The organism is Bradyrhizobium sp. HKCCYLRH3059 (assembly GCF_051168035.1).
Taxonomy (GTDB): Bacteria; Pseudomonadota; Alphaproteobacteria; order Rhizobiales; family Xanthobacteraceae; genus Bradyrhizobium.
In genome coordinates this window covers 106,591-131,323 of sequence record NZ_JBNPUF010000003.1, presented here as the reverse complement: position 1 = coordinate 131,323, position 24,733 = coordinate 106,591, and the positions used below count along the sequence as shown (strand labels likewise).

At 66.1% G+C, this 24,733-nt stretch carries 20 protein-coding genes; 3 read left to right on the top strand and 17 right to left on the bottom strand.

The features are described 5' to 3' along the window. Positions 1 to 45: 45 nt before the first annotated feature. From ACQR13_RS11370 to ACQR13_RS11345, 6 genes are all read right to left on the bottom strand, one after another. Positions 46 to 1,731, bottom strand: a complete 1,686-nt coding sequence (locus ACQR13_RS11370; RefSeq protein WP_434862836.1) for a methyl-accepting chemotaxis protein — start codon at positions 1,729 to 1,731, stop codon at positions 46 to 48. Between the two features lie 117 nt (positions 1,732 to 1,848). Continuing rightward, positions 1,849 to 3,705 (bottom strand): ATP-dependent zinc metalloprotease FtsH, encoded by a 1,857-nt coding sequence (gene ftsH, locus ACQR13_RS11365; protein WP_315714130.1) that lies wholly within the window; start codon positions 3,703 to 3,705, stop codon positions 1,849 to 1,851. Positions 3,706 to 3,835: 130 nt separating this feature from the next. Further along, positions 3,836 to 5,503, bottom strand: coding sequence for a mucoidy inhibitor MuiA family protein (locus tag ACQR13_RS11360; protein WP_434862905.1), 1,668 nt, complete (start codon positions 5,501 to 5,503; stop codon positions 3,836 to 3,838). Positions 5,504 to 5,935: 432 nt separating this feature from the next. Next, positions 5,936 to 7,525, bottom strand: a complete 1,590-nt coding sequence (gene serA, locus ACQR13_RS11355; RefSeq protein ID WP_316169320.1) for a phosphoglycerate dehydrogenase — start codon at positions 7,523 to 7,525, stop codon at positions 5,936 to 5,938. Positions 7,526 to 7,798: 273 nt separating this feature from the next. Continuing rightward, entirely contained in the window at positions 7,799 to 8,971 is a 1,173-nt protein-coding gene (locus tag ACQR13_RS11350; RefSeq protein WP_434862835.1) for a phosphoserine transaminase, read from the bottom strand. Between the two features lie 145 nt (positions 8,972 to 9,116). Next, positions 9,117 to 9,407, bottom strand: a complete 291-nt coding sequence (locus ACQR13_RS11345) for a hypothetical protein (protein ID WP_315714383.1) — start codon at positions 9,405 to 9,407, stop codon at positions 9,117 to 9,119. A 106-nt stretch (positions 9,408 to 9,513) separates the two neighbouring features. On the opposite strand from ACQR13_RS11345, the gene ACQR13_RS11340 reads away from it, so the two are divergent. Together ACQR13_RS11340 and ACQR13_RS11335 are read left to right on the top strand one after the other, a co-directional pair. After that, complete coding sequence (locus ACQR13_RS11340; protein WP_315750073.1) at positions 9,514 to 10,500, top strand: aldo/keto reductase; 987 nt, start codon at positions 9,514 to 9,516, stop codon at positions 10,498 to 10,500. Next, positions 10,497 to 11,348 (top strand): amidohydrolase family protein, encoded by an 852-nt coding sequence (locus ACQR13_RS11335; RefSeq protein WP_315750072.1) that lies wholly within the window; start codon positions 10,497 to 10,499, stop codon positions 11,346 to 11,348. The genes ACQR13_RS11340 and ACQR13_RS11335 overlap by 4 nt, the downstream gene beginning before the upstream one ends. On the opposite strand, the gene ACQR13_RS11330 is transcribed toward ACQR13_RS11335, so the two are convergent. From ACQR13_RS11330 to glmM, 4 genes are all read right to left on the bottom strand, one after another. Further along, the gene (locus ACQR13_RS11330) at positions 11,349 to 11,804 is read right to left on the bottom strand and encodes a GNAT family N-acetyltransferase (protein ID WP_315750071.1); all 456 of its coding nucleotides are present in this window, start codon (positions 11,802 to 11,804) and stop codon (positions 11,349 to 11,351) included. A 28-nt stretch (positions 11,805 to 11,832) separates the two neighbouring features. Further along, positions 11,833 to 12,660, bottom strand: a complete 828-nt coding sequence (locus ACQR13_RS11325; protein WP_315750070.1) for an outer membrane protein — start codon at positions 12,658 to 12,660, stop codon at positions 11,833 to 11,835. 188 nt (positions 12,661 to 12,848) lie between these two features. Then, positions 12,849 to 13,691 (bottom strand): outer membrane protein, encoded by an 843-nt coding sequence (locus ACQR13_RS11320; RefSeq protein WP_315750069.1) that lies wholly within the window; start codon positions 13,689 to 13,691, stop codon positions 12,849 to 12,851. 400 nt (positions 13,692 to 14,091) lie between these two features. Next, positions 14,092 to 15,441 carry a phosphoglucosamine mutase gene (glmM, locus tag ACQR13_RS11315; RefSeq protein WP_315714122.1) on the bottom strand — a complete coding sequence of 450 codons (1,350 nt, stop codon included), beginning with the start codon at positions 15,439 to 15,441 and terminating at the stop codon, positions 14,092 to 14,094. Positions 15,442 to 15,848: 407 nt separating this feature from the next. Here glmM and ACQR13_RS11310 point away from each other — a divergent pair, with 407 nt between their 5' ends. Next, positions 15,849 to 16,985, top strand: a complete 1,137-nt coding sequence (locus ACQR13_RS11310; protein WP_315714121.1) for an alpha-hydroxy acid oxidase — start codon at positions 15,849 to 15,851, stop codon at positions 16,983 to 16,985. 265 nt (positions 16,986 to 17,250) lie between these two features. On the opposite strand, the gene ACQR13_RS11305 is transcribed toward ACQR13_RS11310, so the two are convergent. The 7 genes from ACQR13_RS11305 to ACQR13_RS11275 form a co-directional block, all read right to left on the bottom strand. Continuing rightward, positions 17,251 to 17,829 carry a hypothetical protein gene (locus ACQR13_RS11305; protein ID WP_315750440.1) on the bottom strand — a complete coding sequence of 193 codons (579 nt, stop codon included), beginning with the start codon at positions 17,827 to 17,829 and terminating at the stop codon, positions 17,251 to 17,253. A 143-nt stretch (positions 17,830 to 17,972) separates the two neighbouring features. Then, on the bottom strand, positions 17,973 to 18,815 hold the full coding sequence (locus ACQR13_RS11300; RefSeq protein WP_315714120.1) for a shikimate dehydrogenase: 843 nt from the start codon (positions 18,813 to 18,815) through the stop codon (positions 17,973 to 17,975). Between the two features lie 102 nt (positions 18,816 to 18,917). Continuing rightward, the gene (locus ACQR13_RS11295) at positions 18,918 to 20,681 is read right to left on the bottom strand and encodes a SulP family inorganic anion transporter (protein WP_315750068.1); all 1,764 of its coding nucleotides are present in this window, start codon (positions 20,679 to 20,681) and stop codon (positions 18,918 to 18,920) included. Between the two features lie 94 nt (positions 20,682 to 20,775). Beyond that, entirely contained in the window at positions 20,776 to 21,078 is a 303-nt protein-coding gene (locus ACQR13_RS11290) for a helix-turn-helix domain-containing protein (RefSeq protein WP_315714118.1), read from the bottom strand. A gap of 206 nt (positions 21,079 to 21,284) precedes the next feature. Then, positions 21,285 to 23,333 carry an elongation factor G gene (locus ACQR13_RS11285; RefSeq protein ID WP_315750067.1) on the bottom strand — a complete coding sequence of 683 codons (2,049 nt, stop codon included), beginning with the start codon at positions 23,331 to 23,333 and terminating at the stop codon, positions 21,285 to 21,287. Positions 23,334 to 23,509: 176 nt separating this feature from the next. Beyond that, a complete protein-coding gene (locus tag ACQR13_RS11280; protein WP_315750066.1) occupies positions 23,510 to 23,980 on the bottom strand; it encodes a DUF992 domain-containing protein in 471 nt (156 codons plus the stop codon). 197 nt (positions 23,981 to 24,177) lie between these two features. Then, positions 24,178 to 24,702: a DUF992 domain-containing protein gene (locus tag ACQR13_RS11275; protein ID WP_315714115.1), complete on the bottom strand. Its 525-nt coding sequence runs from the start codon at positions 24,700 to 24,702 to the stop codon at positions 24,178 to 24,180. Between the last annotated feature and the right edge of the window lie 31 nt (positions 24,703 to 24,733).

The following is a 24,733-nucleotide window of genomic DNA, read 5'->3' as shown; positions in this document are numbered from 1 at the left end:
TCACGCCGTGCTTTCAAGGCCAGGCCCGGTCCATCACCGCTGCGACTAGGCCGTGCGCACCTTCGCCATGAAGCCATCGACGGCCTGCTGCAGCAGGCTCGACTGGCTGTCGAGCTCACGTGCGCTCGACAGCACTTCGGCGGCAGCCATGCCTGTCGCTTCCGCCGCCTTGGTCACGCCGCCGATGTGCGCGCTGATCTCGTTCGAGCCGGCGGCGACCGACTGGATGTTGCGCGCGATCTCGCGCGTCGCGTCGCCCTGCTGGGCGATCGAGGTCGAGATCGAATTGGTGATCTCGCTCATCTGCGCGATGGTCTGGGTGATGCCGCTGATGGCGGTGACCGCATCCTGGGTCGAGGTCTGCATCGCCGCGACCTGCGCCGAAATCTCCTCGGTCGCCTTCGCCGTCTGGTTGGCGAGTGCCTTCACCTCCGAGGCGACGACGGCAAAGCCCTTCCCGGACTCGCCGGCGCGCGCGGCTTCGATGGTGGCGTTCAGCGCCAGCAGGTTGGTCTGCGCCGCGATCGAGTGGATCAGCTTGACGACCTCGCCGATCTTCTCGGCGCCGGTCGACAGCACCTGAACGGTGGCATTGGTGCGCTCCGCGTCGCCCACGGCTTTGCTCGCAATCTCGCTGGAACGGGCGACCTGGCGCGAAATCTCATTGACCGAGCTCGACAGCTCTTCGGCCGCGGCCGCGACCGTGCCGACATTGTCATTGGCGCTCTGGGTGGCGGCGCTGACGGTCGAGGCGCGCGAGCTGGCATCGCTCGCGGTCGAGGTCATCGATTGCGCGGTGTGCTGCATGCCCTCAGCCGCCGACGCCACCGAGCGGACGATGCCGTTGACGCTGCGCTCGAAGTCGGCGGCCAAATTCTGCATGGCCGCGGTCCGCTCGGCGGCCGCACGCTGCTGGGTGGCGGCCTCGGCCTGCTCGAGCTCGCGCATCCGCAGCGCGTTGTCCTTGAAGATCTGGACAGTGGAGGCCATCCCGCCGATCTCGTCGCCGCGGCCGACACCGGGAATCTCGCCCTCGAGCCGGCCATCGGCGATCTCGCGCATGCGGACGCCGAGACGATCGAGCGGCACGCTGATGCTGCGGCTGATCAGCCAGGCGATCCCGCCGGCGACGACCGCGATGCCTGCGCAGGCCATCCAGATCAGCCATTTCAGCGGCTTCATCTTCGCGTCGAGATCGTCGACATAGACGCCGGTGCCCACGAACGTATTCCAACCGGGAATCATCACGGCATAGGAGATCTTGCGGGTCGGCTGCTCCTGGCCGGGGCGCAGGTATTCGTAGTGCAAGGTGACTTCGCCATCCTTGGCAACGCCGTCGCGCAGCTCGACGACGAGCTTGCGGCCGTTGAGCTCGAAATCGATCACGTTCGAGCCGCGCTGCTTCGGATCCTGGGAAAGCACCACATTGCCGTCCATCGTATAGGCGAACAGATAGCCCGTGCCCTTGTCGAAGGTCATCGTTCTCCCGCGATTGACGAACTCGTCGAGCGCAGCCTCCTTCGTCAATTTGCCGGCTTCGACATCCTTGACGAGGCCGAGGGCCATGTTACGCGCGGTCTCGACGATCGCCCGGCACTGTTCGATGCGGGCATTGACCATCTCCTTTTGCATCAGAGTGCCGGCAAACGTACCGGCCGCGGCAAGGCCCAGCATCGCCACGCCGACGACGATGGCGAGCTTGGGGGCAATCTTCAGGTTGTTCAGCAGCACGCAACGAACTCCGCCCGGTCCCCGATCGACGACCTCGATCTGTCAAGGTGAGCCGCTGGTTAACTGATCAGGCGATGGTTAGGGTTCGGTTGCGAACGCCCTCCGTAGAATCCCGGATCAGCTCGGGGCAACGGCATCCCGGACCGGGACCGCAGCGGAGGCCGGCCGCAACGGCGCGAACTCATCGGCGGTCAGCGTCTCCTTGGCAATCAGGAGCGCGACGCCGCGCTCGAGGTCCGGGCGATGGCTTTCGAGAATCGCCCTGGCACGGGCATCGCCGTCTGCAATCAGATCCCGTACGGCGAGGTCGATCTCGCGCCCGGTCTCCTCCGCCGCCGACACGATCTGATCCTGTGGCTGCAGGAACGACACCTGTGGACGCGGCGCGTAGGTGCGCTGCCCGACGGTCGCATCCATCCCGTATTTGGTGACCATCTCGATCGCGATCTCGGTCGCGCGCTGCAGATCGTCGGCGGCGCCGGTCGAGACATCGCCATCGAAGATCAGCTGCTCGGAAGCCCGCCCGCCCATCAGCACGGCGATGCGGTTCTTCAACTCGCTGACCGCGAGCAGGAAGCGATCCTCGGTCGGGCGCTGCATCGTGTAGCCGAGCGCGCCGACGCCGCGCGGAATGATCGAGACCTTCTGCACCGGATCAACGCCGACGAGATTGGCCGCGACCAGCGCGTGACCCATCTCGTGATAGGCGACACGGCGGCGCTCGGCGGGACTGAGCACGCGGCTCTTCTTCTCGATGCCGGCGACGATGCGCTCGATCGCCATCGTGAAATCGTCGAACGTCACCTCGTGGCCCTTGCGGCGGGTCGCCGCGATCGCGGCCTCGTTGATCAGGTTGGCGAGGTCGGCGCCGGTGAAGCCGGTCGTCAGTGCCGCGACCTTGTCGAGATCGACGCTGTCGGCGACCGTAATCTTGCGGACATGCACCTTGAGGATTGCGAGCCGCCCGCCCCTGTCAGGACGGTCGACCAGCACCTGACGATCGAAGCGGCCGGCGCGCATGAGCGCGGGATCGAGGATCTCCGGCCGGTTTGTCGCGGCGAGCAGGATGACGCCGGAGCTTGGGTCGAAGCCGTCGAGCTCCGCCAGCAATTGATTGAGCGTCTGCTCCTTCTCGTCGTAGCCGCCAAACTGGCCGCCGACGCTTCGGCTGCGGCCAAGCGCGTCGAGCTCATCGATGAAGATGATGCAAGGCGCGGCCTTGCGGGCCTGCTCGAACAAATCGCGCACGCGGGCAGCGCCGACGCCGACGAACATCTCCACGAACTCGGAGCCGGAGATGGAGAAGAACGCCACGCCCGCTTCGCCCGCTACGGCGCGGGCGAGCAGGGTCTTGCCGGTGCCGGGCGGGCCAACCAGCAGGATGCCCTTGGGCACGTGTGCGCCGAGCCGGCCATAGCTCTTCGGATCCTTCAGGAACTGCACGACCTCCTGCAGCTCGAACTTGGCCTCGTCGACACCGGCGACATCGGCGAAGGTGACCTTGGTGTCGGTCTCGACATAGACCTTGGCGCGCGACTTGCCGATCGACATCAGACCGCCGAATCCCTGGCGATCCATCACCTTGCGGCCGAGGAACACCCAGATGAGATAGAACATCAGCGCCGGCACGACCCAGGACAGCAGCGCCTGAATCAGCCCGCCCGAGGGCACGCCAGTCACCGTCACGCCCTTTGCGGCAAGCTTCGCGGCCAGCGGCGGATCGACGCGCGCGGTGATGAACGACGTCTTGCCGTCGGACTGCTTGTCCTTGAACTTGCCCTGGATGGTGTCCTGGCTGACCGACACCTCGGAGATCTTGCCCTGCTCGATCAGCTGCTCGAACTGGCTATAGGGAATCGTCTCGACCGTGTTGTAGGTCGTCAGAAGCCATTGCAGCAGCAGCATGCCGACGCCGGCGAGGAAGATGTAGCCGACGGCAACGGCCTGCTTGCGGGTGTTCGGGTCGGATTCCATGTCGGCGCTCTCGGTCGAGATCGATCACGGCCGGACAGGACGTGATCGAACGGGGTCCCACTCGCGCATAACAGGGCCGGGACCGGGCGGCTTGTCATGGATCAAACGGCGCCGATCCCACGCCGGGCGATCAGCCCGACGGCTGCAACACGATCGACTTGTCCTTCGGCCAGCGCACACGCCAGGCGAAGGCGATATCCTTGGCCTCGCCGGGTCTGGCGTCGATCACCCATTCGACGACACCACGCCGGTCGCGGACGTTGGTCGAGGCCGGCGGCGTGGTCGCAGGAAGCATCTCAACCGTGATCTCCTCGTTCTCGCTGACCGGCAGTTGATCCTGGATCGCGACCTTGATCGGGAAATCATGCGCGTTGCGGACCGTGGTTTTGAAGGCGCGCTCGTCGATCTTCGCCGTCGTCACGATCAGACCGGCCGAACCTTCGTTCCGTTTGACGACACTGCGCTCGACTTTGACCTTGTCGTCGGCCCCGAAGCCGACATGAACGACCTCGTCCTTGCCGGCCGACGCCAGTCTGCTGGTGCCGACGAACATGCCGTCGCGATAGATCGAGACCTTGCCCGGCAGCAGCGGCGCCTCCTCGCTCTGCGGGAAGCTCGCTTCGAGATAGGCGGTGGGATCGATGACGGGCGCCGAACGGATCGTCAGTTCGGGCGTGATCGTCGCGGTGGAAATACGCAGGCTCTTCGCGCCATCATTGGCACCGACGCTGACGCGTCCGGGGAGGTGGAAGACGGTCTGAAAGGCGCTGATCTCCGCGACCGTCTGCTGCTCGACGGCCTTGTCCGCGACATCTCCGAACGTCGTCCCTCCGCCAAAGCGAAACTCCTGCCGGCTCTCCATGAGTCCTCGTGCCGCGCTGACGGCCGCCGGCTTCGGCGCTGGCTGTGGCGGCGGCGGATATTGCGCGATGATCGTCCTGAGCTCGGGCGCGCTGCCGCCGCGTCCGGTGCGCACCGTCGAAACCGTGAGCGCGACCTCGGACCAGTCCTCCCCGGTGGCCTGCTGGATCTCGGCGCGTCGCACCAGTTCGAGAGCCGGTTTGCGGTCCTTCGCCGTCGTGTCGAGACGCGCGTCGTAGAGCGGCACCCAGCGGGCATTGCGCACCGCGTAGGTCACGCGCAAGGTCGCCTTGGTCGCTGCCGCAGCCGACAATTCGATCCGCACCTCCAGCTTGCTCGGGGGCTTCGTCGTGAGATTGTCCTGCAGGCGCGCGATCTCGCGATCGATCTCGCGCTGCTTGCGTTCGGCATCACGGATCGCCGCGTCGGCCTGTCCAACCTCGTCGGCAACGGCGGCGAACGCGGCACGCCATTCCGTGATCGGACGCGCCTCGCCCTTTTCGCCGAGCCCGGCCGGCGATGCCTCGGCAAAACGCTCGGCAAATTTCTTGCGCGCCAGGGCCGCGGCGATCGTGCCATCGAGATTGGCGCGCTCGTCCTTCAGCGCTTCGATGCGCTTGTCGATGTCGGGCAGGTTGACGGGCGGCGCCGCACGCGGTGGCTTGGCGTCGACGGTGCCGATCACGAGCTTGGCGCCGGCCTCGCCTTCCACACGAAGCGAGGACGCATCGAGTCCGAGCGGGAAGTCCTTGGCGATCGCCGTCGTGTCACCGGTGGGAAGGTCGAGCGAGATGACCCGGGTCACGGTCGCGCCGTCGGGATACACGGTGACGGCATCGACGGTGGACGTCGCGTCAAGGTTTGCCGCATGGCCCGGCGCCGCCGCCAGCGAGGCACCGAGAACGAGAGTTGTCGTAACCAGCCACGTCGTTCGCATTGCCATCGATCTCTCCGTATCCCAGCGCCCCTGAGAACCGGATGAGCCGGTCCCTTGCGGGGCGTTAGACGCCACGAGAGGTCCGCGGGTTCAAATCGTGCGACCGCAAAGCTTGCCGTTGAAAATCCGCCGAGCACAGACGAGCACAGAAAAGGGCAGCACGGCCACGGTGCCGTGCTGCCCCTTTCGGTCGGCCAATTTGGCCCAGCGCGTGAAGAGTTGAGGTCTGGTTGCGAACCGCGAAGGATGTGCGCTCCCTCTCCCAGTTGCGGGGAGGGCTGGGGTGGGGGTGTCTCCTCGATTTGAGGCTGCCCGAGTGGAGGGAACCCCCACCCGGCGCTTCGCGCCGACCTCTCCCGCAAGCGGGAGAGGTGAACCGAGCCAGCGGCTAAGTCGATTCAACCAAGAAGCACCGCGCGCGCTAGCGCGTCATCAGAACGCCAGCGCCTTGGCCTGCTTGACCTGCGGCAATGCCTGGATCTTGGCGAGCAGATCCGCCGGCACCGCACCGTCGACCTCGACCAGCGCGATCGCGTCGCTTCCCGGCGCGACACGGCCGAGATGGAAGGTCGCGATGTTGATCTTCGCGTCGCCGAGGAGGCTTGCGAACTTGCCGATGAAGCCCGGCTTATCCTCGTTGGTGACGTAGATCATCGACTTGCCGAACTCGGCGTCGACACGGATCCCCTTGATGTCGACGAGGCGCGGCTTGCCGTCGGCGTAGACCGTGCCCGATACCGCGCGCTCCTGATGCTCGGTGGTGACCGCGACCGTGATCAGGCTCTCATAGTCGCTCTCGCCGGCGCGCAGCACCTCGTCGACGATCATGCCGCGCTCCTTGGCGATCACCGGCGCCGACACGACGTTGACCTCGCCCAGCATCGGCCGCAGCAGCCCGGCCAGCACCGCCGAGGTCAGCGCCCGGGTCTTCATCTCGGCGACGTGGCCTTCATAGGTGATCTGGATCTTGGTGATGCTGCTTTCGGTGAGCTGGCCCGCGAACGAGCCGAGTTTCTCGGCGAGTGCGATGAATGGCTTCAGCTTGGGCGCTTCTTCCGCGGTGATCGACGGGAAGTTGATCGCGTTCGAGATCGCGCCGGTGAGCAGGTAGTCCGACATCTGCTCGGCGATCTGCAGCGCGACGTTCTCCTGCGCTTCCGTGGTCGAGGCGCCGAGATGCGGCGTGCAGATCACGTTGGCATGACCGAACAGCGGATTGCTGGTCGCCGGCTCCTCGGCGAACACGTCGAGGGCCGCGCCCGCGACATGCTTGGAGTTGAGCGCCTCCAGCAGCGCCTGCTCGTCGACCAGGCCGCCGCGCGCGCAATTGATGATGCGCACGCCCTGCTTCATCTTGGCGATCGCCGCGGCATCGATGATGTTGCGGGTCTTGTCGGTGAGCGGCGTATGCAACGTGATGAAGTCGGCGCGCTTCAGCAGCTCCTCGAGCTCGACCTTCTCGACGCCGAGATCGAGGGCGCGCTCCTCGGTGAGGAACGGATCGAAGCCGATCACCTTCATGCGCAGGCCCTGCGCGCGATCGCAGACGATCGAGCCGATATTGCCGCAGCCGATCACGCCCAGCGTCTTGCCGGTGATCTCGACGCCCATGAAGCGGTTCTTCTCCCACTTGCCGGCCTGGGTCGAGGCGTCCGCCTGCGGAATCTCGCGCGCCAGCGACAGCATCATCGTGATCGCGTGCTCGGCGGTCGTGATCGAATTGCCGAACGGCGTATTCATCACGATGATGCCCTTGGCGGTCGCCGCGGGGATTTCGACATTGTCGACCCCGATGCCGGCGCGGCCGATCACCTTGAGCCGCTTGGCACGCTCGATGATCTTGGCCGTGGCCTTGGTCGCGGAGCGGATCGCAAGGCCGTCATAGTCGCCGATGATGTCGGCGAGCTTGTCCTTGTCCTTGCCGAGATTGGGCTGGAAGTCGACCTCGATGCCGCGATCCTTGAAGATCTGCACGGCGGCCGGGGAAAGTGCGTCGGAAATGAGAACTTTGGGTTTGGACATGACGATGTTCCTTCACGCCTCTCGCGAGAGAGGGACAGCGCATCGGCGCCGGAATGGGTGGAAGCAATCGAATCGTAGGGTGGGCCAAGCGCAGCGTGCCCACCGTCTTTCGCGTCGGTTGACGTTGATGGTGGGCACGGCGCTTCGCGCCTTTGCCCACCCTACGCGTCTTGAATTTCGTCATTGCGAGGAGCGGAGCGACGAAGCAATCCAGACTTTCTTCGTGGCCCTGGATTGCTTCGCTGCGCTCGCAATGACGGCAAGCGAGAAGCGCTACGCCGCCTTCGGCAGCCCGGCCTTCGCTTCGGCGAACGCCCAGTCGATCCACTGCGTCAGCAGCGCGACGTCGTTGGCTTCCACCGTCGCGCCGCACCAGATGCGCAGCCCGGCCGGTGCGTCACGATAGTGCGCGAAGTCGAAGCCGGCGTTCTCCTTCTCGACCAGCGACACCAGCTTCTTGGCGAACTCCGCCTGGGCATCGGCCGACAGCGATGTGATCGCGGGATCGACGACCTTGAGGCACACCGAGGTGTTGGAGCGGATGGCGGGATCCTTGACGAGAAAGTCGATCCACGGCGTCCGCGCCTTCCAGTCGGCGAGGACCTTGGTGTTGGCGTCGGCGCGGGCGATCAGCGCCTTGAGGCCGCCGATCGACTTGCCCCAGTTCAGCGCGTCCAGATAGTCCTCGACGCACAGCATCGAGGGCGTGTTGATGGTCTCGCCCTCGAAAATGCCGGCGTTGAGCTTGCCGCCCTTGGTGAGGCGGAAGATCTTCGGCAGCGGCCAGGCTGGCTTGTAGGTCTCGAGACGCGCCACCGCGCGCGGCGAGAGGATGAGCATGCCATGCGCGGCCTCGCCGCCGAGCGCCTTCTGCCAGGAGAACGTGACGACGTCGAGCTTCGGCCAATCGAGGGCTTGCGCGAATGCGGCCGAGGTGGCGTCGCAGATCGTCAGGCCTTCCCGGCTCGCGCTGATCCAGTCGGCATTCGGCACGCGCACGCCTGACGTGGTGCCGTTCCAGGTGAAGACGACGTCACTGGCCGGATCGACCTTGGACAGATCCGGGATCTCGCCATAGCCGGCGTGCAGCTTGGTGACATCCTTGAGCTTGAGCTCCTTGACGATGTCGCTGACCCAACCCTCACCGAAGGATTCCCAGGCGATCGTGGTGACAGGCCGCGCACCGAGCAGCGACCACAGCGCCATCTCAACCGCGCCGGTGTCGGACGCGGGCACGATGCCGATCTTGTAGTCGGCGGGCACTTCGAGGACGTCGCGCGTCAGCTCGATGGCCTGCTTGAGCTTCGCCTTGCCAATCTTCGCGCGATGCGAGCGGCCGAGGGGAGCGTCTTTGAGATTTTCGGAGGTCCATCCGGGGCGCTTGGCGCAGGGGCCGGAGGAGAAGTGCGGCACGGCAGGCCGCTGCGAGGGCTTCGCTGCAGTCATCGTCTATCCTTCCAGATAGTAAGCCTCCCGTTGGGGGGAGGTGTCCCGCCAGCGTGAATACGGTAAGGGTCGTTCCGCGTCAAGGAACTTCGCGCACCGCCTGTCTGCGTTCACGCGGTCGTGCTGGCATGCAAGCGAATGCAATTCATTCCGGCGCGGCGCCGACCGGTGCCTGACCAGCCGGCGGACGATGCAGGAAGGTCATCGAGCCGTAGGCGCCGATCCAGGAGCCGACCGCCGCGAATGCGACGTAGATCCAGTTCTCCGTGTAGCTGATCACGGCGAATGACGACAGCATGTACCAGATCGAGCTCCAGGTCGCCGCTGACAACCGTCGCTTGGCAACGACCGCCGACGTGAACATGACGTAGACCGCGTCGGTGGCTGCCGTCGCCAGCACGACACCGAAGGCCGTCAGTGGATTGATCGCCGACATCGTCCTCTCCTCTTCGTTGTACTGCACCATGCGACGTCATTGTTTCGTCGAACGCATCCGTGCACAATGACGCGATCTGCACGCGCCGAACAACAAGGATAGAAGAATGGAACGCGTCCGTCTCGGGAGGAGCCCGCTCGACATCACCCGACTCGGCCTCGGGACGGCGCCGCTCGGCGGTCTTTTCGAGCCGGTCAGCGACGGCGATGCCGAAGCCACGATCGCCGCGGCGTGGGCGCGCGGCGTGCGCTTCTACGACACCGCGCCGCTCTACGGCTTCGGCCTCGCCGAGCAGAGGCTCGGTGCATTTCTGCGCCGGCAGCCGCGCGACAGCTATGTGATCTCGACCAAGGTCGGCCGGCTGCTGCGGCCGGACCCGACCGCCTCGGGCGAAGATCCGCACTACAAGGGCACGCCGCCGCTGCGGCCGCGGTTCGATTACTCCTATGACGGCGTAATGCGTTCGGTCGAGGAGAGCCTGGTCCGGCTCGGCCTCGATCGCATCGACATCCTGCTCGTGCATGATCCCGACGATCACTATGACGAGGCTGTGGCCGGCGCCTTTCGCGCGCTGCAGCGGCTGCGCGACGACGGCAGCATCCAGGCGATCGGCGCCGGCATGAACCAGTCGGAGATGCTGACGCGCTTTGCGCAGGCCGTTCCGGTCGACTGCTTTCTCCTGGCGGGCCGTTACACGCTGCTCGACCAGGGCGCGCTGACGACGCTCTTTCCGATCTGCCGCGAGAACAACATCGCCATCATTCTCGGCGGCATCTACAACAGCGGCATTCTCGCCAACCCTCACGGGCCGGCGAAGTTCAACTACGAAGATGCCGATGCCGCGCTGGTGGCGCGGGCGCGCCAGCTCGATGCGCTGTGCAGACAGCACGGCACCGAGCTCAAGGCTGCCGCGATCCAGTTCTGCCTGGCCCATCCCGCCGTGACCGTCGGCCTGCAGGGCGCCCGCAATGCGCAGGAGGCGGCCGACAACATCGCGATGGCGCAAGCTCCGATCCCGCCCGCCTTCTGGCGCGACCTGCGTGCCAGCAATCTCGTCGATGCCCGGGCGCCGCTGCCGGGAGACGCGCCATGAGCCGTGTCATCGACGCGCATCAGCACTTCTGGGATCCCGGTCGCGCCGACTATCCGTGGATGACCGGCGACGCGCTGGCGCCGATCCGCCGTCCGTTCGGTCCCGCCGACCTTGCCCCGCTGCTGGCCGAGAACGCTCTCGACGCCAGCATCCTGGTGCAGACCCGCTCGTCGCTCGACGAGACCGAGGAGTTCCTGCGCATCGCCCATGCGACGCCATTCGTCGGCGGGGTCGTCGGCTGGGTCGACCTGACCGATCCGTCGGTAGGGTCGACGATCGACCGGCTGCGCGGCCTGCCCGGCGGCGACAGGCTGGTCGGCATCCGCCACCAGGTCCATGACGAGGCCGATCCGGCGTGGATCTTTCGCGGCGACGTCAGGCGCGGCCTCGACAGCGTGTTCGCGCACGACTTGACGTACGATCTGCTGGTGCGCACGCGAGAGCTACCAGCGGCGATTGCGACGGTGCGCGCCTTTCCAAGAGCGCGCTTCGTGCTGGACCACGCCGCCAAGCCGCCGATCGCAACCGGCTTCGATCAGGACTGGGCCGATCGCATCGCCGAGCTCGCGGCTTGCGGCAATGTCTGGTGCAAGGTGTCGGGGCTCGCCACGGAAGCCGTCTGGACCGACTGGGACGCGGAGCGGCTGCAGCCCTACGTGACACATGTGGCGCGCTGCTTCGGCGCCGACAGGCTGATCTTCGGCTCGGACTGGCCGGTCTGCCTGCTCGCCGGCAGCTACCGTGAAATCAAGCAGGCGCTCGAGCGCTGCCTGACACAGCTCGGCTCGGACATCCGCGACAAGGCGTTCGGCCCGAACGCCGTCGCGGCCTACCGCCTGCCGCGCTGATCAGAACCGCATCACCATGCCGACATGGCTCTTGGCGAAGCCGAGCCGCCCGTAGAAGCGTTGCGCGTCGGTGCGGCTTTGATGCGTCATCAGCTCGACCAGATTGCAGCGCTGCTTGCGCGCCTCGGCGATCGCCCATTGCAGCAGCTGCTCGCCGATGCCGCGGCTGCGGCGGTCGGTGGCGACCCGAACATCCTCGACCAGCGCGCGCGACGCGCCTTGCGAGCTGAGCCCGGGCAGGATGCAGAGTTGCAGGCAGCCGACCACCCGGCCCGCCTCCTCGGCAACGATCAGGGTGATGTTCCCATCCCGCGCGATCGTCTCGAACGCGTCGTAGTAGGACTGCGGCAACGGCTGCTCGAGGCGCTCGCGCGCCCGGCCGAGATGATCGTCGGCGAGCATGGCGACAATGGCAGCGACGTCGTCGCGCTGCGCAGGACGGATGCTGACGGACATCGGCATACAGGACAGGCTTGCAATCAGCTCAGAACTTGTAGCCGAGGCCCGCGCGCACCGTATTGATGCTGGTGTCGACCGTCGAGGTGAAGCGGACGTATTCGTATTCGGCCCGCGCAAACAGGCCGCCGACCAGATTGACGTCGACGCCGAGACCGGCGCTGTAGCCGTAGATCAGGTGATTGTGCTGAAGGTTGTTGGCGCTGAGCGGCGCAAGCGGCGTGTAGGTGCCGAGAAATGTCGTGCTGACCCGGTCCTGAACCGTCACGGACTGGCCGATATCTGCGTTGCCGAGTGCAAGGCCGAAAAATGCGTAGGGCAGGAAGCAACCCATCGCATAGCCGGCACGACCGCGGATCGTCGCCATGTCGGTGATCGAGATCTGCGAGGACTGCGTCGACGTCACGGCGTGGAAGTTGCCGTCGGTCAGTGCGGCCGTGCTGACGAGCGTGCGGCTCGAAGAGGCCATGCCGCCGTATTTGCCGTGCAGATAGCTCGCCTCGACGCCGAGCACGACGTCGTCCCACTGACTGTTGTAGCCGACGAAGGCGCCGAAGCCCGATGCGCGCGAGGATTGCTTGCCGAGATTCGGGTTCCAGGACGATACCTGCATCTGGCTCTCGATCAGCGTGTTGGCCAACACCGCCGCCGTCATGTTCTTGGTCGAGCCGTTGAAATTCTCATCGGACGAGCCGTAGCCGCCCTGGACGCCCACATAGTAACCGTCCCAGTTGACCCGCGAATTGTTCAGGCCCTCGGTCAGGCCACCGCGCAGGATCGGAAGGTCGGACAAGTCCGCGGCCTGGGCCGCGGAGACCATGCCGCACACCGAAACCGCCACCACCAGGCTACGCATCGCAACGCTCCAATCAGCACTTGACTCTCTGTTCCGATCATCGCGCGTTAACCTTAATCATTCGTTGTCGCAGCGCTCTGCACGGAAATTCTTTCAGCGAAAGCGCGCGCTTCGCCCGATCAGAAACGCGAAACGGCGCGGGAGGCCCGCGCCGTTCGTTCGATTTACAGTGAGGGCGAGCGCTCGATTCAGCCCTTGCGGATCAGCGCCGGCATCGGCGGCGGCGGAGGATTGTCGAAATTCCAGCGCACGCCGAGCTTCAGGTCGTGCGAGGTGATGTCCTTGAACTTGAAGACGTTGCCGGTGGTGTTGCCGACGTAGTCGGATAGTACACCGGTCTGCCCGTGACCGAGATCGACGTAGCTGTAGGCCAGCTCCAGCACCAGGTTCGGATTGACGTTGTAAGCCAGACCGGCATGGGCCGCCCATGCGAAATTCCATTTCGAGGAGGTCGGCGCCGTCGCGAAGCTCGTGGTCGTGAACGGCAGGTTGTTGATGCCCGTGTCGGTGAAATTCGAAATCGTCACCCGCGCACCGCCGACACCCGCGCCGATGAACGGCGTCACGCACCACCAGGTGCCGAGATCGACATAGGCGTTGGCGAGCACCAGCCATTCGGACTTGCTGCCGCTGTAATTGTCGATGCCGCTGTAGGGCACGCCGCCCGCCGTTGCATTGAAGCGGTCGGTGGCCTTGAAGTTCGCATTGCCGCGATACTGGCCGGTGACGTCGGCGCGGAACCAGCTGTTGAAGCGATAGCCGACGCCGACGCCATAGATGCCCGCGGTATCGAACGCCGAGGTCTGGTTGAACGACGTCATCGGCGTATAGGCGGATTCGCGCGAGTAATGGACGTCCTTGACCTTCTGATTGCTGAAACCGATGTCGCCGCGCAGATACCAGCCACCGAAATCGGCCGCCGGCGGCGGCGCGTAGACCGGAGGGGGCATGATGGGCATGTCGGCAGCGAAGACCGAAGTGGAAAACAGAGTGGCCGCTCCGGCGGCGATCAGAAACTTAACGCTACGCATTTTTTCGTCCCTTTGGCCGGTGAAGCAATCGGAGAATTGCTTCCACATCACGCTGATGCCACACTATCACGCCAAATGCTTAAGCAGCGCTTAACCCTAATAATTAAGGTTGATTTTTCATGAGCGCGCGGAGTCGTTAACGGCCAAGCAACCCCTCCTAACAATTCGTTAGCGACAATTTTGACCGCAGGATGAAGAACAACTAATTAGTTGAGTCCCATCTCAATCGGTCGCAGCCAAGGCGCTGGCGCGCAGGCGATCGCGTCCGGCAGTCCGACGCGCCCTGCTCGCTCAGGCACATCCGCTCCCATCAGCTTGCGAGCAGAGAAGGGACCAACAAAAAGGCCTGCCATCCGACGTCGATGGCAGGCCGCAGAGATTGATATATTCCCGTCCGCGATCAAGCAGCAGCCGCAGCGTTGCCGACGGCAGCGACGATCTCGTCGACGACCTCTTCGACCAGATCGCGGTCGTCACCCTCGCCCATCACGCGGATCACCGGCTCGGTTCCGGAGGAGCGTACGAGCAGTCGGCCATGGCCGTTGAGGCGCTTCTGTCCGGTGTCGATCGCCGACTTCACCTCGTCCGCGTCGAGCGGCTTGCCGCTGCGATAGCGGACGTTCTTGAGAATCTGCGGCAGCGGGTCGAAGCGATGGCAGACCTCGGAGACCGGACGGCGCAGCCTCTGCACCGTCGCCAGCACCTGCAGCGCCGCGACGAAGCCGTCGCCCGTCGTCGCGTAATCCGAGAGAATGATATGGCCCGACTGCTCACCGCCGAGATTGTAGCCGTCGGCCAGCATGCGCTCGAGCACATAGCGGTCGCCGACCGGCGTACGCACCAGCTCGAGCCCCAGCCCCTGCAGGAAGCGCTCGAGGCCGAGATTGGACATCACCGTCGCGACGATACCGGCGCGCGCCAAGCGGCCGTCTTCCTTCCAGCTCTGCGCGATGACCGCGAGCAGCTGATCGCCATCGACGATGTGGCCGCGCTCGTCGACCAGGATCACGCGATCCGCGTCGCCGTCGAGCGCGATGCCGATGTCGGCGCGCATTTCCCGTACCTTCCGGCACAGTGCCTCCGGCGAGGTCGAGCCGCATTCCTTGTTGATGTTGAAGCCGTCCGGCTCCACGCCGATCGAGATCACATCGGCGCCGAGCTCCCACAGCGCCTCGGGCACGACCTTGTAGGCCGCGCCGTTGGCGCAATCGACCACGACGCGAAGACCGTCGAGCGAGAGATCGCGCGGCAGGGTGCGCTTGGCGAATTCGATGTAGCGATCGTGCACGCCGTCGATGCGGCGGGCGCGGCCGAGGCTCGCGCTCTGCGCCAGCTTCTTGTCGAGCGATTCATCGAGCAGTTGCTCGATCTGCCTCTCGACATCGTCGGACAGCTTGAAACCCTGCGGCCCGAACAGCTTGATGCCGTTGTCCTCGAACAGATTGTGTGAGGCCGAGATCATGACGCCGAGATCGGCGCGCATCGACTTGGTGAGCATGGCGACCGCGGGCGTCGGCATCGGGCCGACCAGCAGCACGTCCATGCCGACCGAGGTGAAGCCGGCCACCATGGCGTATTCGATCATGTACCCGGAAAGGCGTGTATCCTTGCCGATCACCACCCGGTGGCGATGCTCGCCGCGCTGGAACAGAAGACCTGCGGCCTGCCCGACCTTGAGCGCGAGTTCCGGCGTGATCAGGCCGTTGGCGCGGCCACGAATCCCATCGGTCCCGAAATAGTTACGGCTCATATGACCCCCAGCAACGGCTTCTGGATTTCGTTACCGGCGAGCGCGAATCACAGGACCCGCCCTGCCGGTCAGCCCGCGGGTTATAGTCGCCTTAAGGCTAAGATGGCTTCAAAAAATGTGATGAATCATTACCACGAAACCGCCATGACCTCTGTAAGCCGTTGTTAAGACTAATTTTTCATTCGACCTGACGGCTCTGGAGGGCTCACCCGTCGGAGCCCCGCCGCAGCAGGAAGGTGCTCGCTCCGGCAGCCCTGGGTCATGTTGTTGCGGGACGCTCGCAGTTCGCCCTGCTTTGCCCAGACGCCGTGGCGGTTCCCAAGTTGGATTTGGCAGCCGCCGCAAAGATGCTAGATGACTGCCCCAGCCCTAAGAAACGAGACGCCGGTGGGGAGCCGAAGACCGCGATGAAACACGTCACCTGCATTGAAGACCTGCGCCTGCTGCACAAGCGCCGCGTGCCCAAAGCCTTCTTCGACTACGCCGATCGTGGCTCCTATGCCGAGGAGACGCTGCGCGCCAATCGCGAGGATCTGCAGAAGATCAAGTTCCGCCAGCGCATCCTGGTCGACGTCTCCAAGCGCGATCTGTCGACGACGATCCTCGGCGAGCCCTCGTCGATGCCGCTGATCCTGGCGCCGGTCGGCCTCCTGGGCATGCAGCACGGCGACGGCGAGATTCACGCCTGCCGCGCGGCGCAGGCCGCCGGCATCCCGTTCACGCAGAGCACGATGTCGATCTGCTCGATCGAGGACATCGCGGGCAGCGTCGAGAAGCCGTTCTGGTTCCAGCTCTACGTCATGAAGGACCGCGGCTTCATCAAGGCCCTGGTCGAGCGCGCGATCGCTGCGAAGTGCAGCGCACTATGCCTGACCGTCGACCTGCAGGTGATCGGCCAGCGCCACCAGGACATCAAGAACGGCATGAGCGTGCCGCCGGAATGGACGCTGTCGAAGCTGTTCGACTTCGCCACCAAGCCGGCCTGGGTGCAGGGCGTGCTGCAGGGCAAGCGCCGCACCTTCGGCAACATCGCCGGCCACGTGAAGAACACCGAGGATCTCACCAAGCTCTCGGCCTGGACCGCCGCGCAGTTCGACACCTCGCTGAACTGGAAGGACGTCGACTGGATCCGCTCGATCTGGCCGGGCAAGCTGATCATCAAAGGCATCCACGACATCGAGGACGCCAAGCTCGCGGTCGAGACCGGCGCGCAGGCGATGGTCGTCTCCAACCATGGCGGCCGCCAGCTCGACGGCGCGCCGTCCTCGATCCACGTCCTGCCCGGCATCGCGGAAGCGGTCGGCGACAAGATCGAGATCATGTTCGATGGCGGCATCCGCTCCGGCCAGGACGTGATGCGTGCGCTCGCGCTCGGTGCCAAATCCTGCATGCTCGGCCGCGCCTATGCCTACGGCCTCGGCGCCGGCGGCCAGGCCGGAGTCGCCAAGGCCATCGACATCATCCGCAACGAGCTCTTGACGACGATGGGCCTGTGCGGCGTCAACACGGTGGCCGAGATCGACCGGAAGGTGCTGGCGGATTAGCTCGAGAATCGGCGAGCAAGGTGCTCGGACTAATCAGCTTACGCGCCCCCGACTTCCACCATGCAAAAGCTGTCGTCCCGGACAAGCCGTGACGCGCGTCAGCGCGGCGCGGCGCTGATCCGGGACCCATACTCCGCGGCCGTCGTGTTGGGCAAAAGCCCAATTGCCACTGCGCCCTAAACTCCTCCCTGGGGGTATGGGTCCCTGCGTTCGCAGGGACGACACCGGCAACGGAGACGCAGTTGAGCACACAGAGAAAGGCAGGTCACATCGGCGGCGTCAGCCCATCGCGGCCGACGCTGACGCGGCTGGTCTCGAGCGAACCGTCAGGCAATTGCTTGACGGTGGCGATCACCTTGGCGCCGGCTTTCAGCTCGGACTCGTCGCCGGGCACGAAGGTGACGATCGGCGTGTCCGGCGTAATGTCGACGCGCTTTTCGCCCCCCTTGTACTTGACGAGCAGCGAGTGACCGTCGGTCGAGACCGAGCTTTCGGATACGGTGGCGTTGGTCATGCTCGAGTTCGGCTTCAGGTCCCACGACCGCGAGCCTTCACCCGTTCCGCGCATGTCCTCGGGAAAAATGTGGATCTCGACCGCCTTCGGCGCGCCGTCCGGGCCGGGCACCGTGGTGGCGCCGATGAACGAGCCCAGCTTGATGTCGGAGAGCTGCGCCTTGACGACACCCGAGACGCGCAGATCGCCGGCCATGCGCAGCTTGAAGATCTCGCCGCTGCGGGCTTTCACCGTCATCGTATTGGCGTCGACGCTTTCGATGGCGCCGCGCACGCGCGTCGGCACCGGCGCCTGCTGGGCGATGGCGAGCGCGGATGCAGCCGCAACCATGGCGAGTGAAGCGACGGAACGGATCAGGATGAGACGAGCGGACATGCATGGCTCCGAGGGCGAGAGAAGATCATCCGCGTCCAATGCGGGGCTACGCGGACGCTCGATCAATGAGACGCCGACCATCTGCGCTTATTCCGCGCTCAAGCCCTTGTGAGATCGGCCTCGACCAGCGCGCGCAACTCGGGCGTGACCTGCGGACGGCGGCCGAACCACAATTCGAAGCCACGCACGGCCTGGTGCAGCAGCATGCCGAGTCCATCGGCAGTGCGCAGCCCCCTCGCCCGCGCCGCCGCGAGCAACTGCGTCTCCAGCGGCACGTAGACGATGTCGGCGACGACGGCCTGCTGCGGCAACAGCTCGACGTCGAGCTCGAGCGGCGGCTGACCGTGCATGCCGAGCGAGGTGGTGTTCACGAACAGGCCCGCGCGCGGCAGCAGCGCGCCGACGCGGTCCCAGCCTTCGGCAACGACATGGCTGCCGAACTGATCAGCCAGGGCTTGTGCGCGCGCCGCGGTGCGGTTGATGATGTGGACGCGGCCGATGCCGCGCTCGAGCAGGCCGAACACGACGGCCCGCGCCGAGCCGCCGGAGCCGAGCACCAGCGCCTCGTCGGTGCGGTCCCAGCCTGGGGCAGCGGCGTCCAGATTGCCGATGAAGCCTTCGACGTCGGTGTTGGTGGCCCGCAGGATGCGGTCCTCGTACCAGAGCGTGTTGGCCGCGCCGACGGCGCGGGCACGCGCGTCCGGCTCGCTCAGCTCCAGCACGCGCTCCTTGTGCGGGATCGTGACGTTGGCGCCGACGAAGCCGCGACGGTCGAGATGCATGACGAAGTCCGCCAGCTCTTCCGGCGGCACCGCCTCGATGGTGTAGCCGCCGGCAATGCCGAGCTCGTGCAGCCAATGATGATGGATCAAGGGCGAGCGCGAATGCGCGGCAGGCCAGCCGATCAGGCACGCAGCGCGGGGTTTGGCGGCAAGGGTCATGGCCGTGACATCGGACAAGCTCCGGCTGGAGTCAATGCTGGGGCTCGGCAGTCGCCCCCAGGCGCCATGGCCCAAACGGCGACGCGGCGTTGAGGTCGCGTGTCAGCTCGCGGCGAGCCCATCGGCGACGTCCGCCGGTGCCGTCTCCTTGCCCTTGATGTCGGCCACCGCGCGCTCGATGGTCTCGCGGTAGCGCACCAGCGGCGGCCGCACGCCATGGGTCAGCAGCGCCCGACGCACGGTCGGCGACGCCCCGGTGATGAACAGGCGGATGCCCTGGCGCTTGGCTTTGGCGGCAACGCGGCTCATGGCGTTGGCGGCCGTCGAATCCAGGAACGGCACCGCTGCGAAATCGACCACGAAGGCCTTGCGGCGGTCGGCGATCGAGTCGAGCACGGTGCCGACGGTCGAGGCGGCGCCGAAGAAGAACGCACCGGTGATGCGATAGACCAGCACGTCCTTGTCGGCGCTGAGCTTCGGATTGTACGGCACCCGCGCCTCATCCTCGAAGTCGGCGCGGTCCTTTGCGACCAGAGGCGACCCGTCCTCGACGCCGGTCATCTGCGCCATCCGGTTGATGAACAGCACGGCGCCGAGCGCGAAGCCGACCAGGATGCCCTCGGTGAGATCGCGGAAGACCGTCAGCCCGAAGGTTGCGAGCAGCACCGTGGCATCGCCCCAGGACGATCGGATCAGGGTGGCGAACTCGTGCTTCTCGGCCATGTTCCAGGCGACAACGACGAGCACCGCGGCGAGCGCCGACAGCGGGATGTAGCTCGCCAGCGGCGCCGCGATCAGCATGAACACCAAAAGAAACAGCGAATGCAGCATGCCCGACACCGGTCCGCGGGCGCCGGCGCGAACATTGGTGGCGGTGCGCGCGATGGTGCCGGTGACGCAGATGCCGCCGAACAAGGCCGAGCCGATATTGGCAAAGCCCTGCGCCACCAGCTCGCAGTTGGAGCGATGGCGACGGCCGGTCATGCCGTCGGCGACGACGGCCGACAGCAGCGATTCGATGGCTCCGAGCAGTGCGAAGGCGATCGCATCGGGAAACACCGCCTGGATCTTGGCGAGCGAAAACGCCGGCAACGCCGGCGCCGGCAGCTCGCGCGGGATACCGCCGAATTTCGTCCCAATGGTCTCGACCGGAAGCTGCAGCGCGAAGGTGATGATGGCCGCGACCACCACCGCGATCAGGATGCCGGGCCAGGTCGGCCGCAGATGCTTGAGGCCGATGATGATCGCGATCGACAGCGCGGCCGTCACGACCGCAGACATGCTCGCGGTCGGCGCGCCATGCGCGAGCGCCGTGAGCTTCGGAAGCAGCTCGCCCGGCTCCTTGCCCGCAAGCGTGATACCGAACAGATCCTTCAGCTGGCTGGCAAAGATGATGACGGCGATGCCCGCGGTGAAGCCGACTGTGACCGGATAGGGAATGAACTTGATGTAGGTGCCGAGCCGCAGATATCCGGCGATCACCAGCATCACGCCGGACATCATCGTCGCGATCAGCAGGCCATCGAGACCCTGGCGATCGACCGTCGCAGCGACCAGCACGATGAAGGCACCCGCGGGACCGCCGATCTGAAAGCGGCTGCCGCCGAGCAGCGAGACCAGGAAGCCGCCGATCACGGCGGTGTAGAGACCACGCCCCGGCGAGACACCGGAGGCGATCGCGATCGCCATCGACAGCGGCAGCGCCACGATCGCCACCGTCAGGCCCGCCAGCGCGTCGGCGCGAAAGTCGCTGAGGCCGTAGCCCTCGCGCAAGACCGTCAGGAGTTTGGGGGAATAAAGCTCGGCGAAGGTCGGCTCATGATGTCCGACCCGCCCGTGCGAACGGTGTTCGTTTGCGATGCTCATGCCCATCACGCTCCCGTCGCCTCATCGGGCCGCGGCGCAGCCGACGATGCGTCCCACACGAAGCGCCCAGGGGCCCCGTGCCCGCGCGATGAGCCTAGCTTGCGTCATCGCGCGCGATGTCAGTTTGACGGCCCATGCGGCGGGGCGGCCCCGGGTCCTTCAGGCGAACACCACGCCCGCCGTTCTCGCTGCGGGAATGCTCACCGATCAGATCCACGCCCGCGCGATTGAGCGCATCGACGACCTTGGTCAGCGAGTCCACCACGCCGCGGACGTTGCCCGTGGAGGCTTCCATCCGCTGGATCGTCGGCAGCGACACGCCGGCCAGCTCGGCCAAGGTTCTCTGATCTATCCCGAGCAGCGCTCGCGCTGCCCGCATCTGGAACGACGTGATCACGCTGGCCTCACGTGGCAGACACCATAAATGATGTCTGAGACAAAGACAATGATGTAAAATACATCACAAACTGATCCCGGACGCAAGCTGGAACCCGGCCCTCGCCGTTTGTTCCCTGCGCGCCCGAGCAAAGGTCCCGACGCGATCCGGCCCGCCATCCCGAGAGAGGATGACGGGCCGGCGCTGCTCGGCGCGGAGCGTTCAGCTCAGGCGGCGTCGCGATGGGAGGCGATGATGTGGTCGGCGGCGCGGCCGGTCACCTCGGCCATGTGGTCGAATTGGCGGGTGAAGCTGCCGGCGCCGGCCGTCGCCGAACGCAATTCGACGATCAACTCGCCGATCTCCGCCTCCGGCATCATCGCCCGGACGCAGTCCCAGCCCGGCCAGCCGTCACGGGTATCGAAGGACAGGATCTGGCCGCGCCGCGCCGAGAGGATCGCATTGATCCTGGCGGTCGCCTCCGTCGGGCAGACGATCTCGACGGTGTGAATCGGCTCCAGCAGCACCGGCTGGCATTGCGGCAGCCCCTCGCCGACGCCGACCCGCGCCGCGGTGCGGAACGCGAGGTCGGACGAATCCACGCTGTGATAGGAGCCGTCGGTGAGCGTCACCTCGACGTCGATCACCGGAAAGCCCAGGGGGCCGCGGGCCATTGCGTCGACGACGCCCTCCTCCACCGCCGGGATGTAGTTGCGCGGCACCGCGCCGCCGACCACCTTCTCGGCAAAGCGGAAGCCTTCGCCGCGCGGCAGCGGCCTGATGTCGAGCACCACGTCGCCGAACTGGCCGTGCCCGCCGGACTGCTTCTTGTGGCGGCCGCGCTGCGTGATCGGCTTGCGGATGGTCTCCTGATAGCCGATCGCGGGCTGGTGCGATTTGACGTTGACGCCGAAGCGGTCGCGCAGCCGCTCCAGCGCGACGCGCAGATGCATCTCGCCCTGCCCCCACAGCACCGTGTCGTGGGTGCGCGGGTTCTGCACCATGGTCAGCGACGGATCCTCCTCGTGGAGCCGCTGCAAGGCCTGGCCGAGCTTGACGTCATCCTTGCGGTCGACGGCGGCGATCGAGAGCGCCAGCACCGGCGGGCACGCCTCCACCTTTGCCAGCGGCGGTGGTGCCGTCTTGCCGGTCGCAACCGTATCGCCGGTCTTGACCGCATCGAGCTTGCCGAGCGCCACCGTGTCCCCGGCCTGGGCGCCCGCGCGCTTGCTGTCATAGGCGCCGGTGGCAGCCAGGATGCCGGACACGCGCGCCGCCTCGCCCGAGGCGGCATGCAGCGTCGCGCCGTCGTCGAGATGGCCGGACAGCACCCTCGTCAATGACAGCTTGCCGCCATGCTGCAGATGCAGCGTCTTGAAGACATAACCGAGCGCCTCCTTGGTGTCCTTCACGCCGAGCCGCTGCGCGGTCTCGGCGATTCCGGGCGCCTCGTGGCGCAGCGCCTTCATCAGCCGCAGCACGCCGTTCTCGCGCAACGCCGATCCGAGCAGCACCGGGCAGATCAATCCCTCGCGCAATTCGCGCGCCAGATCGTCGAACACGGCGTCGCGCGGCGGCGGGATGTCCTCCAGCAGCTGCTCCATCAGCGAATCGTCGTGATCGGCGAGCTTCTCCAGCATCGAGAAGCGCGCCTCCTTCTCGCGGTCGAGATCGCCGCCTTCGAGCGCGATCACCTCGGAGGCCTTATGCTCGCGATAGATGAAGGCGCGCTCCAGCGCGAGGTCGACGAACCCTTCGATCAATTCGCCGTTCCAGATCGGGATCTGGCGCAGCACCAGGGGCACGCGCGAGGCCGGCTGCAATGTGGCAAGCGTCTCCCTGATCCGCGCATTGGCGCGGTCGATCTTGTTGAGAAACAGGAAGCGCGGAATGCGCAGCTCCTCGAGCTCGCGCAGGATGATCTGCAATTGCGGCAGCTTCTTCTCGTCCGCCTCGCAGACCACGATGGCGGCATCGACCGCCGGCAGCGCGGCGCGCATGTCGTGGATGAACTCGATCGAGCCAGGACAGTCGAGGAAGGTGTAGCTGTCGCCCATGAAGGTCGTGGTCGCCGCCGTCATGGCGACGCTCATCTTGTGCTGACGCGCCTCCGGGCTGGCATCGCCGACGGAGGTGCCGGCGTCGACGCTGCCCGCGCGCGGGATCGCGCCGGTCCGCGCCAGGATCGCCTCCAAGAGAGTGGTTTTACCGCTTTGGAAAGGGCCCACCAGCGCGATGCACCGTGGACCTCGGGGACTTCTCAGGTCTTGTCCCATTCGCCGCCTCCTCGTTGTGGAGCTCGGCCCTTGATTGGGTCGGCAAAGCCGAATGCTCTGCCTCGGCTGCCGCTTTGGCAAGCAGGCGGCCTGCGAAAAACGTTGCTGCAGTGCGGGGGATCGCGCCGTCTTCCCGCACGATGGCGGGAAGAGCGCTGTTCAAGGCAAAGGGAAGATCACCGCCCCGGGCGCAATTCGAGGCTTTGCAGCCCCGCCGAGACGCTGAGGCCGACCTGGCCCTGGACGCTGAGCGGCTGCAGCGCGATCGAGTTGGCGGAGCCGCCGACCAGCACGTTGCCGCCGACACCGACACCGACCGCGGCCGAGCCCTGGGCGCCGGCATAGTCGCCGGAGAGATCGCCCGGCCCGAGCCGCGCGACCGGTGCATAGACCACCCAGGCCAGCAGCGATTCCTGGGTGATGCCGAGATCGAGGCCGACCTTGCGGATGGTCGCGACGTAGCGGTCCTCGGGCAGGCCGTCGGCGCGCAGCACGCAGCCGAGATGGGTCACCGAGCCGACGATGAAGCCGACACTGGCGCCGCCGCGGCATTCGAGGACACCGACCCGCACGCGATCTTGCGCCTGGGCAGCGCCGGTGCAGAGGACGATCGCAGCGGCGAGCCCGGCGAGGATGGTCGAGCGCATGAATAGAACTCCGGCTGAAATGAACGTGTGATGCAGACCCGTCGATCGGACGCACGATCACAGGGCGCCACATCTATGCCACAAGCCTTACAGTCGCACCAGATTCGCCGCGCCGTCGGCACGAGCCGGCGCGCCGACGCAGGCAGCGACTGCGACGCGTTCGCCTGGACGTGTCCGAGTCTCTCCGATCGAGGGTCTCAGCGATAGAAGCGCGAGAAGTAGGACGATGAACGGCTCGGGCTCGGGTGGATCGGCAGCAGCGGCACCAGCTCGACCTCGGTGATTCCGGCAGCGAGGTTCAAGCCGGTCTGCCCCTGCAGGCTGATCGGCTGCAGCGCCGCGGCGCGATCGGTGTCGCGCACCAGGAAGCTGCCGCCGAAGCCGACCAGAGCGGCCGCGTTGGCGGACAATCCGCCATAGCGCCCGCGCAGCTCGCTGCGGCCGAAATCGTTGACCGGTGCGCTGACCGCCCACGCCATCCTGGTCACATCCGTCAGGCCGAGATCGAGGCCGTAACGCCGGACCTTGGCGACATAGCGCTCCGGCTGGCGGCCCTGACTGCGAAACACGCAGCGCAGGCGGGACTGGGACATCACGAGCCTGCCGGAGGTCTTTCGTCCCTCGCATTCGAGCACGCCGGCGCGCATCGGCCGCCCCTGATGGGCCTGCGCGAGCGGCACGATCATCACCATCAACGCGATCGACAGCAGAAGCAGCCGCATCGAACTCCAACCCTACGCCACCAGACTTGTC

Bases quoted from the DNA above. Each gene is read 5' to 3' on its own strand.
- ftsH (WP_315714130.1), bottom strand. From the start codon at position 3,705: ATGGAATCCGACCCGAACACCCGCAAGCAGGCCGTTGCCGTCGGCTAC.
- ACQR13_RS11360 (WP_434862905.1), bottom strand. From the start codon at position 5,503: ATGCGAACGACGTGGCTGGTTACGACAACTCTCGTTCTCGGTGCCTCG.
- serA (WP_316169320.1), bottom strand. From the start codon at position 7,525: ATGTCCAAACCCAAAGTTCTCATTTCCGACGCACTTTCCCCGGCCGCC.
- ACQR13_RS11350 (WP_434862835.1), bottom strand. From the start codon at position 8,971: ATGACTGCAGCGAAGCCCTCGCAGCGGCCTGCCGTGCCGCACTTCTCC.
- ACQR13_RS11345 (WP_315714383.1), bottom strand. From the start codon at position 9,407: ATGTCGGCGATCAATCCACTGACGGCCTTCGGTGTCGTGCTGGCGACG.
- ACQR13_RS11340 (WP_315750073.1), top strand. From the start codon at position 9,514: ATGGAACGCGTCCGTCTCGGGAGGAGCCCGCTCGACATCACCCGACTC.
- ACQR13_RS11335 (WP_315750072.1), top strand. From the start codon at position 10,497: ATGAGCCGTGTCATCGACGCGCATCAGCACTTCTGGGATCCCGGTCGC.
- ACQR13_RS11330 (WP_315750071.1), bottom strand. From the start codon at position 11,804: ATGTCCGTCAGCATCCGTCCTGCGCAGCGCGACGACGTCGCTGCCATT.
- ACQR13_RS11325 (WP_315750070.1), bottom strand. From the start codon at position 12,660: ATGCGTAGCCTGGTGGTGGCGGTTTCGGTGTGCGGCATGGTCTCCGCG.
- ACQR13_RS11320 (WP_315750069.1), bottom strand. From the start codon at position 13,691: ATGCGTAGCGTTAAGTTTCTGATCGCCGCCGGAGCGGCCACTCTGTTT.
- glmM (WP_315714122.1), bottom strand. From the start codon at position 15,441: ATGAGCCGTAACTATTTCGGGACCGATGGGATTCGTGGCCGCGCCAAC.
- ACQR13_RS11310 (WP_315714121.1), top strand. From the start codon at position 15,849: ATGAAACACGTCACCTGCATTGAAGACCTGCGCCTGCTGCACAAGCGC.
- ACQR13_RS11305 (WP_315750440.1), bottom strand. From the start codon at position 17,829: ATGGTTGCGGCTGCATCCGCGCTCGCCATCGCCCAGCAGGCGCCGGTG.
- ACQR13_RS11300 (WP_315714120.1), bottom strand. From the start codon at position 18,815: ATGACCCTTGCCGCCAAACCCCGCGCTGCGTGCCTGATCGGCTGGCCT.
- ACQR13_RS11295 (WP_315750068.1), bottom strand. From the start codon at position 20,681: ATGAGCATCGCAAACGAACACCGTTCGCACGGGCGGGTCGGACATCAT.
- ACQR13_RS11285 (WP_315750067.1), bottom strand. From the start codon at position 23,333: ATGGGACAAGACCTGAGAAGTCCCCGAGGTCCACGGTGCATCGCGCTG.
- ACQR13_RS11280 (WP_315750066.1), bottom strand. From the start codon at position 23,980: ATGCGCTCGACCATCCTCGCCGGGCTCGCCGCTGCGATCGTCCTCTGC.
- ACQR13_RS11275 (WP_315714115.1), bottom strand. From the start codon at position 24,702: ATGCGGCTGCTTCTGCTGTCGATCGCGTTGATGGTGATGATCGTGCCG.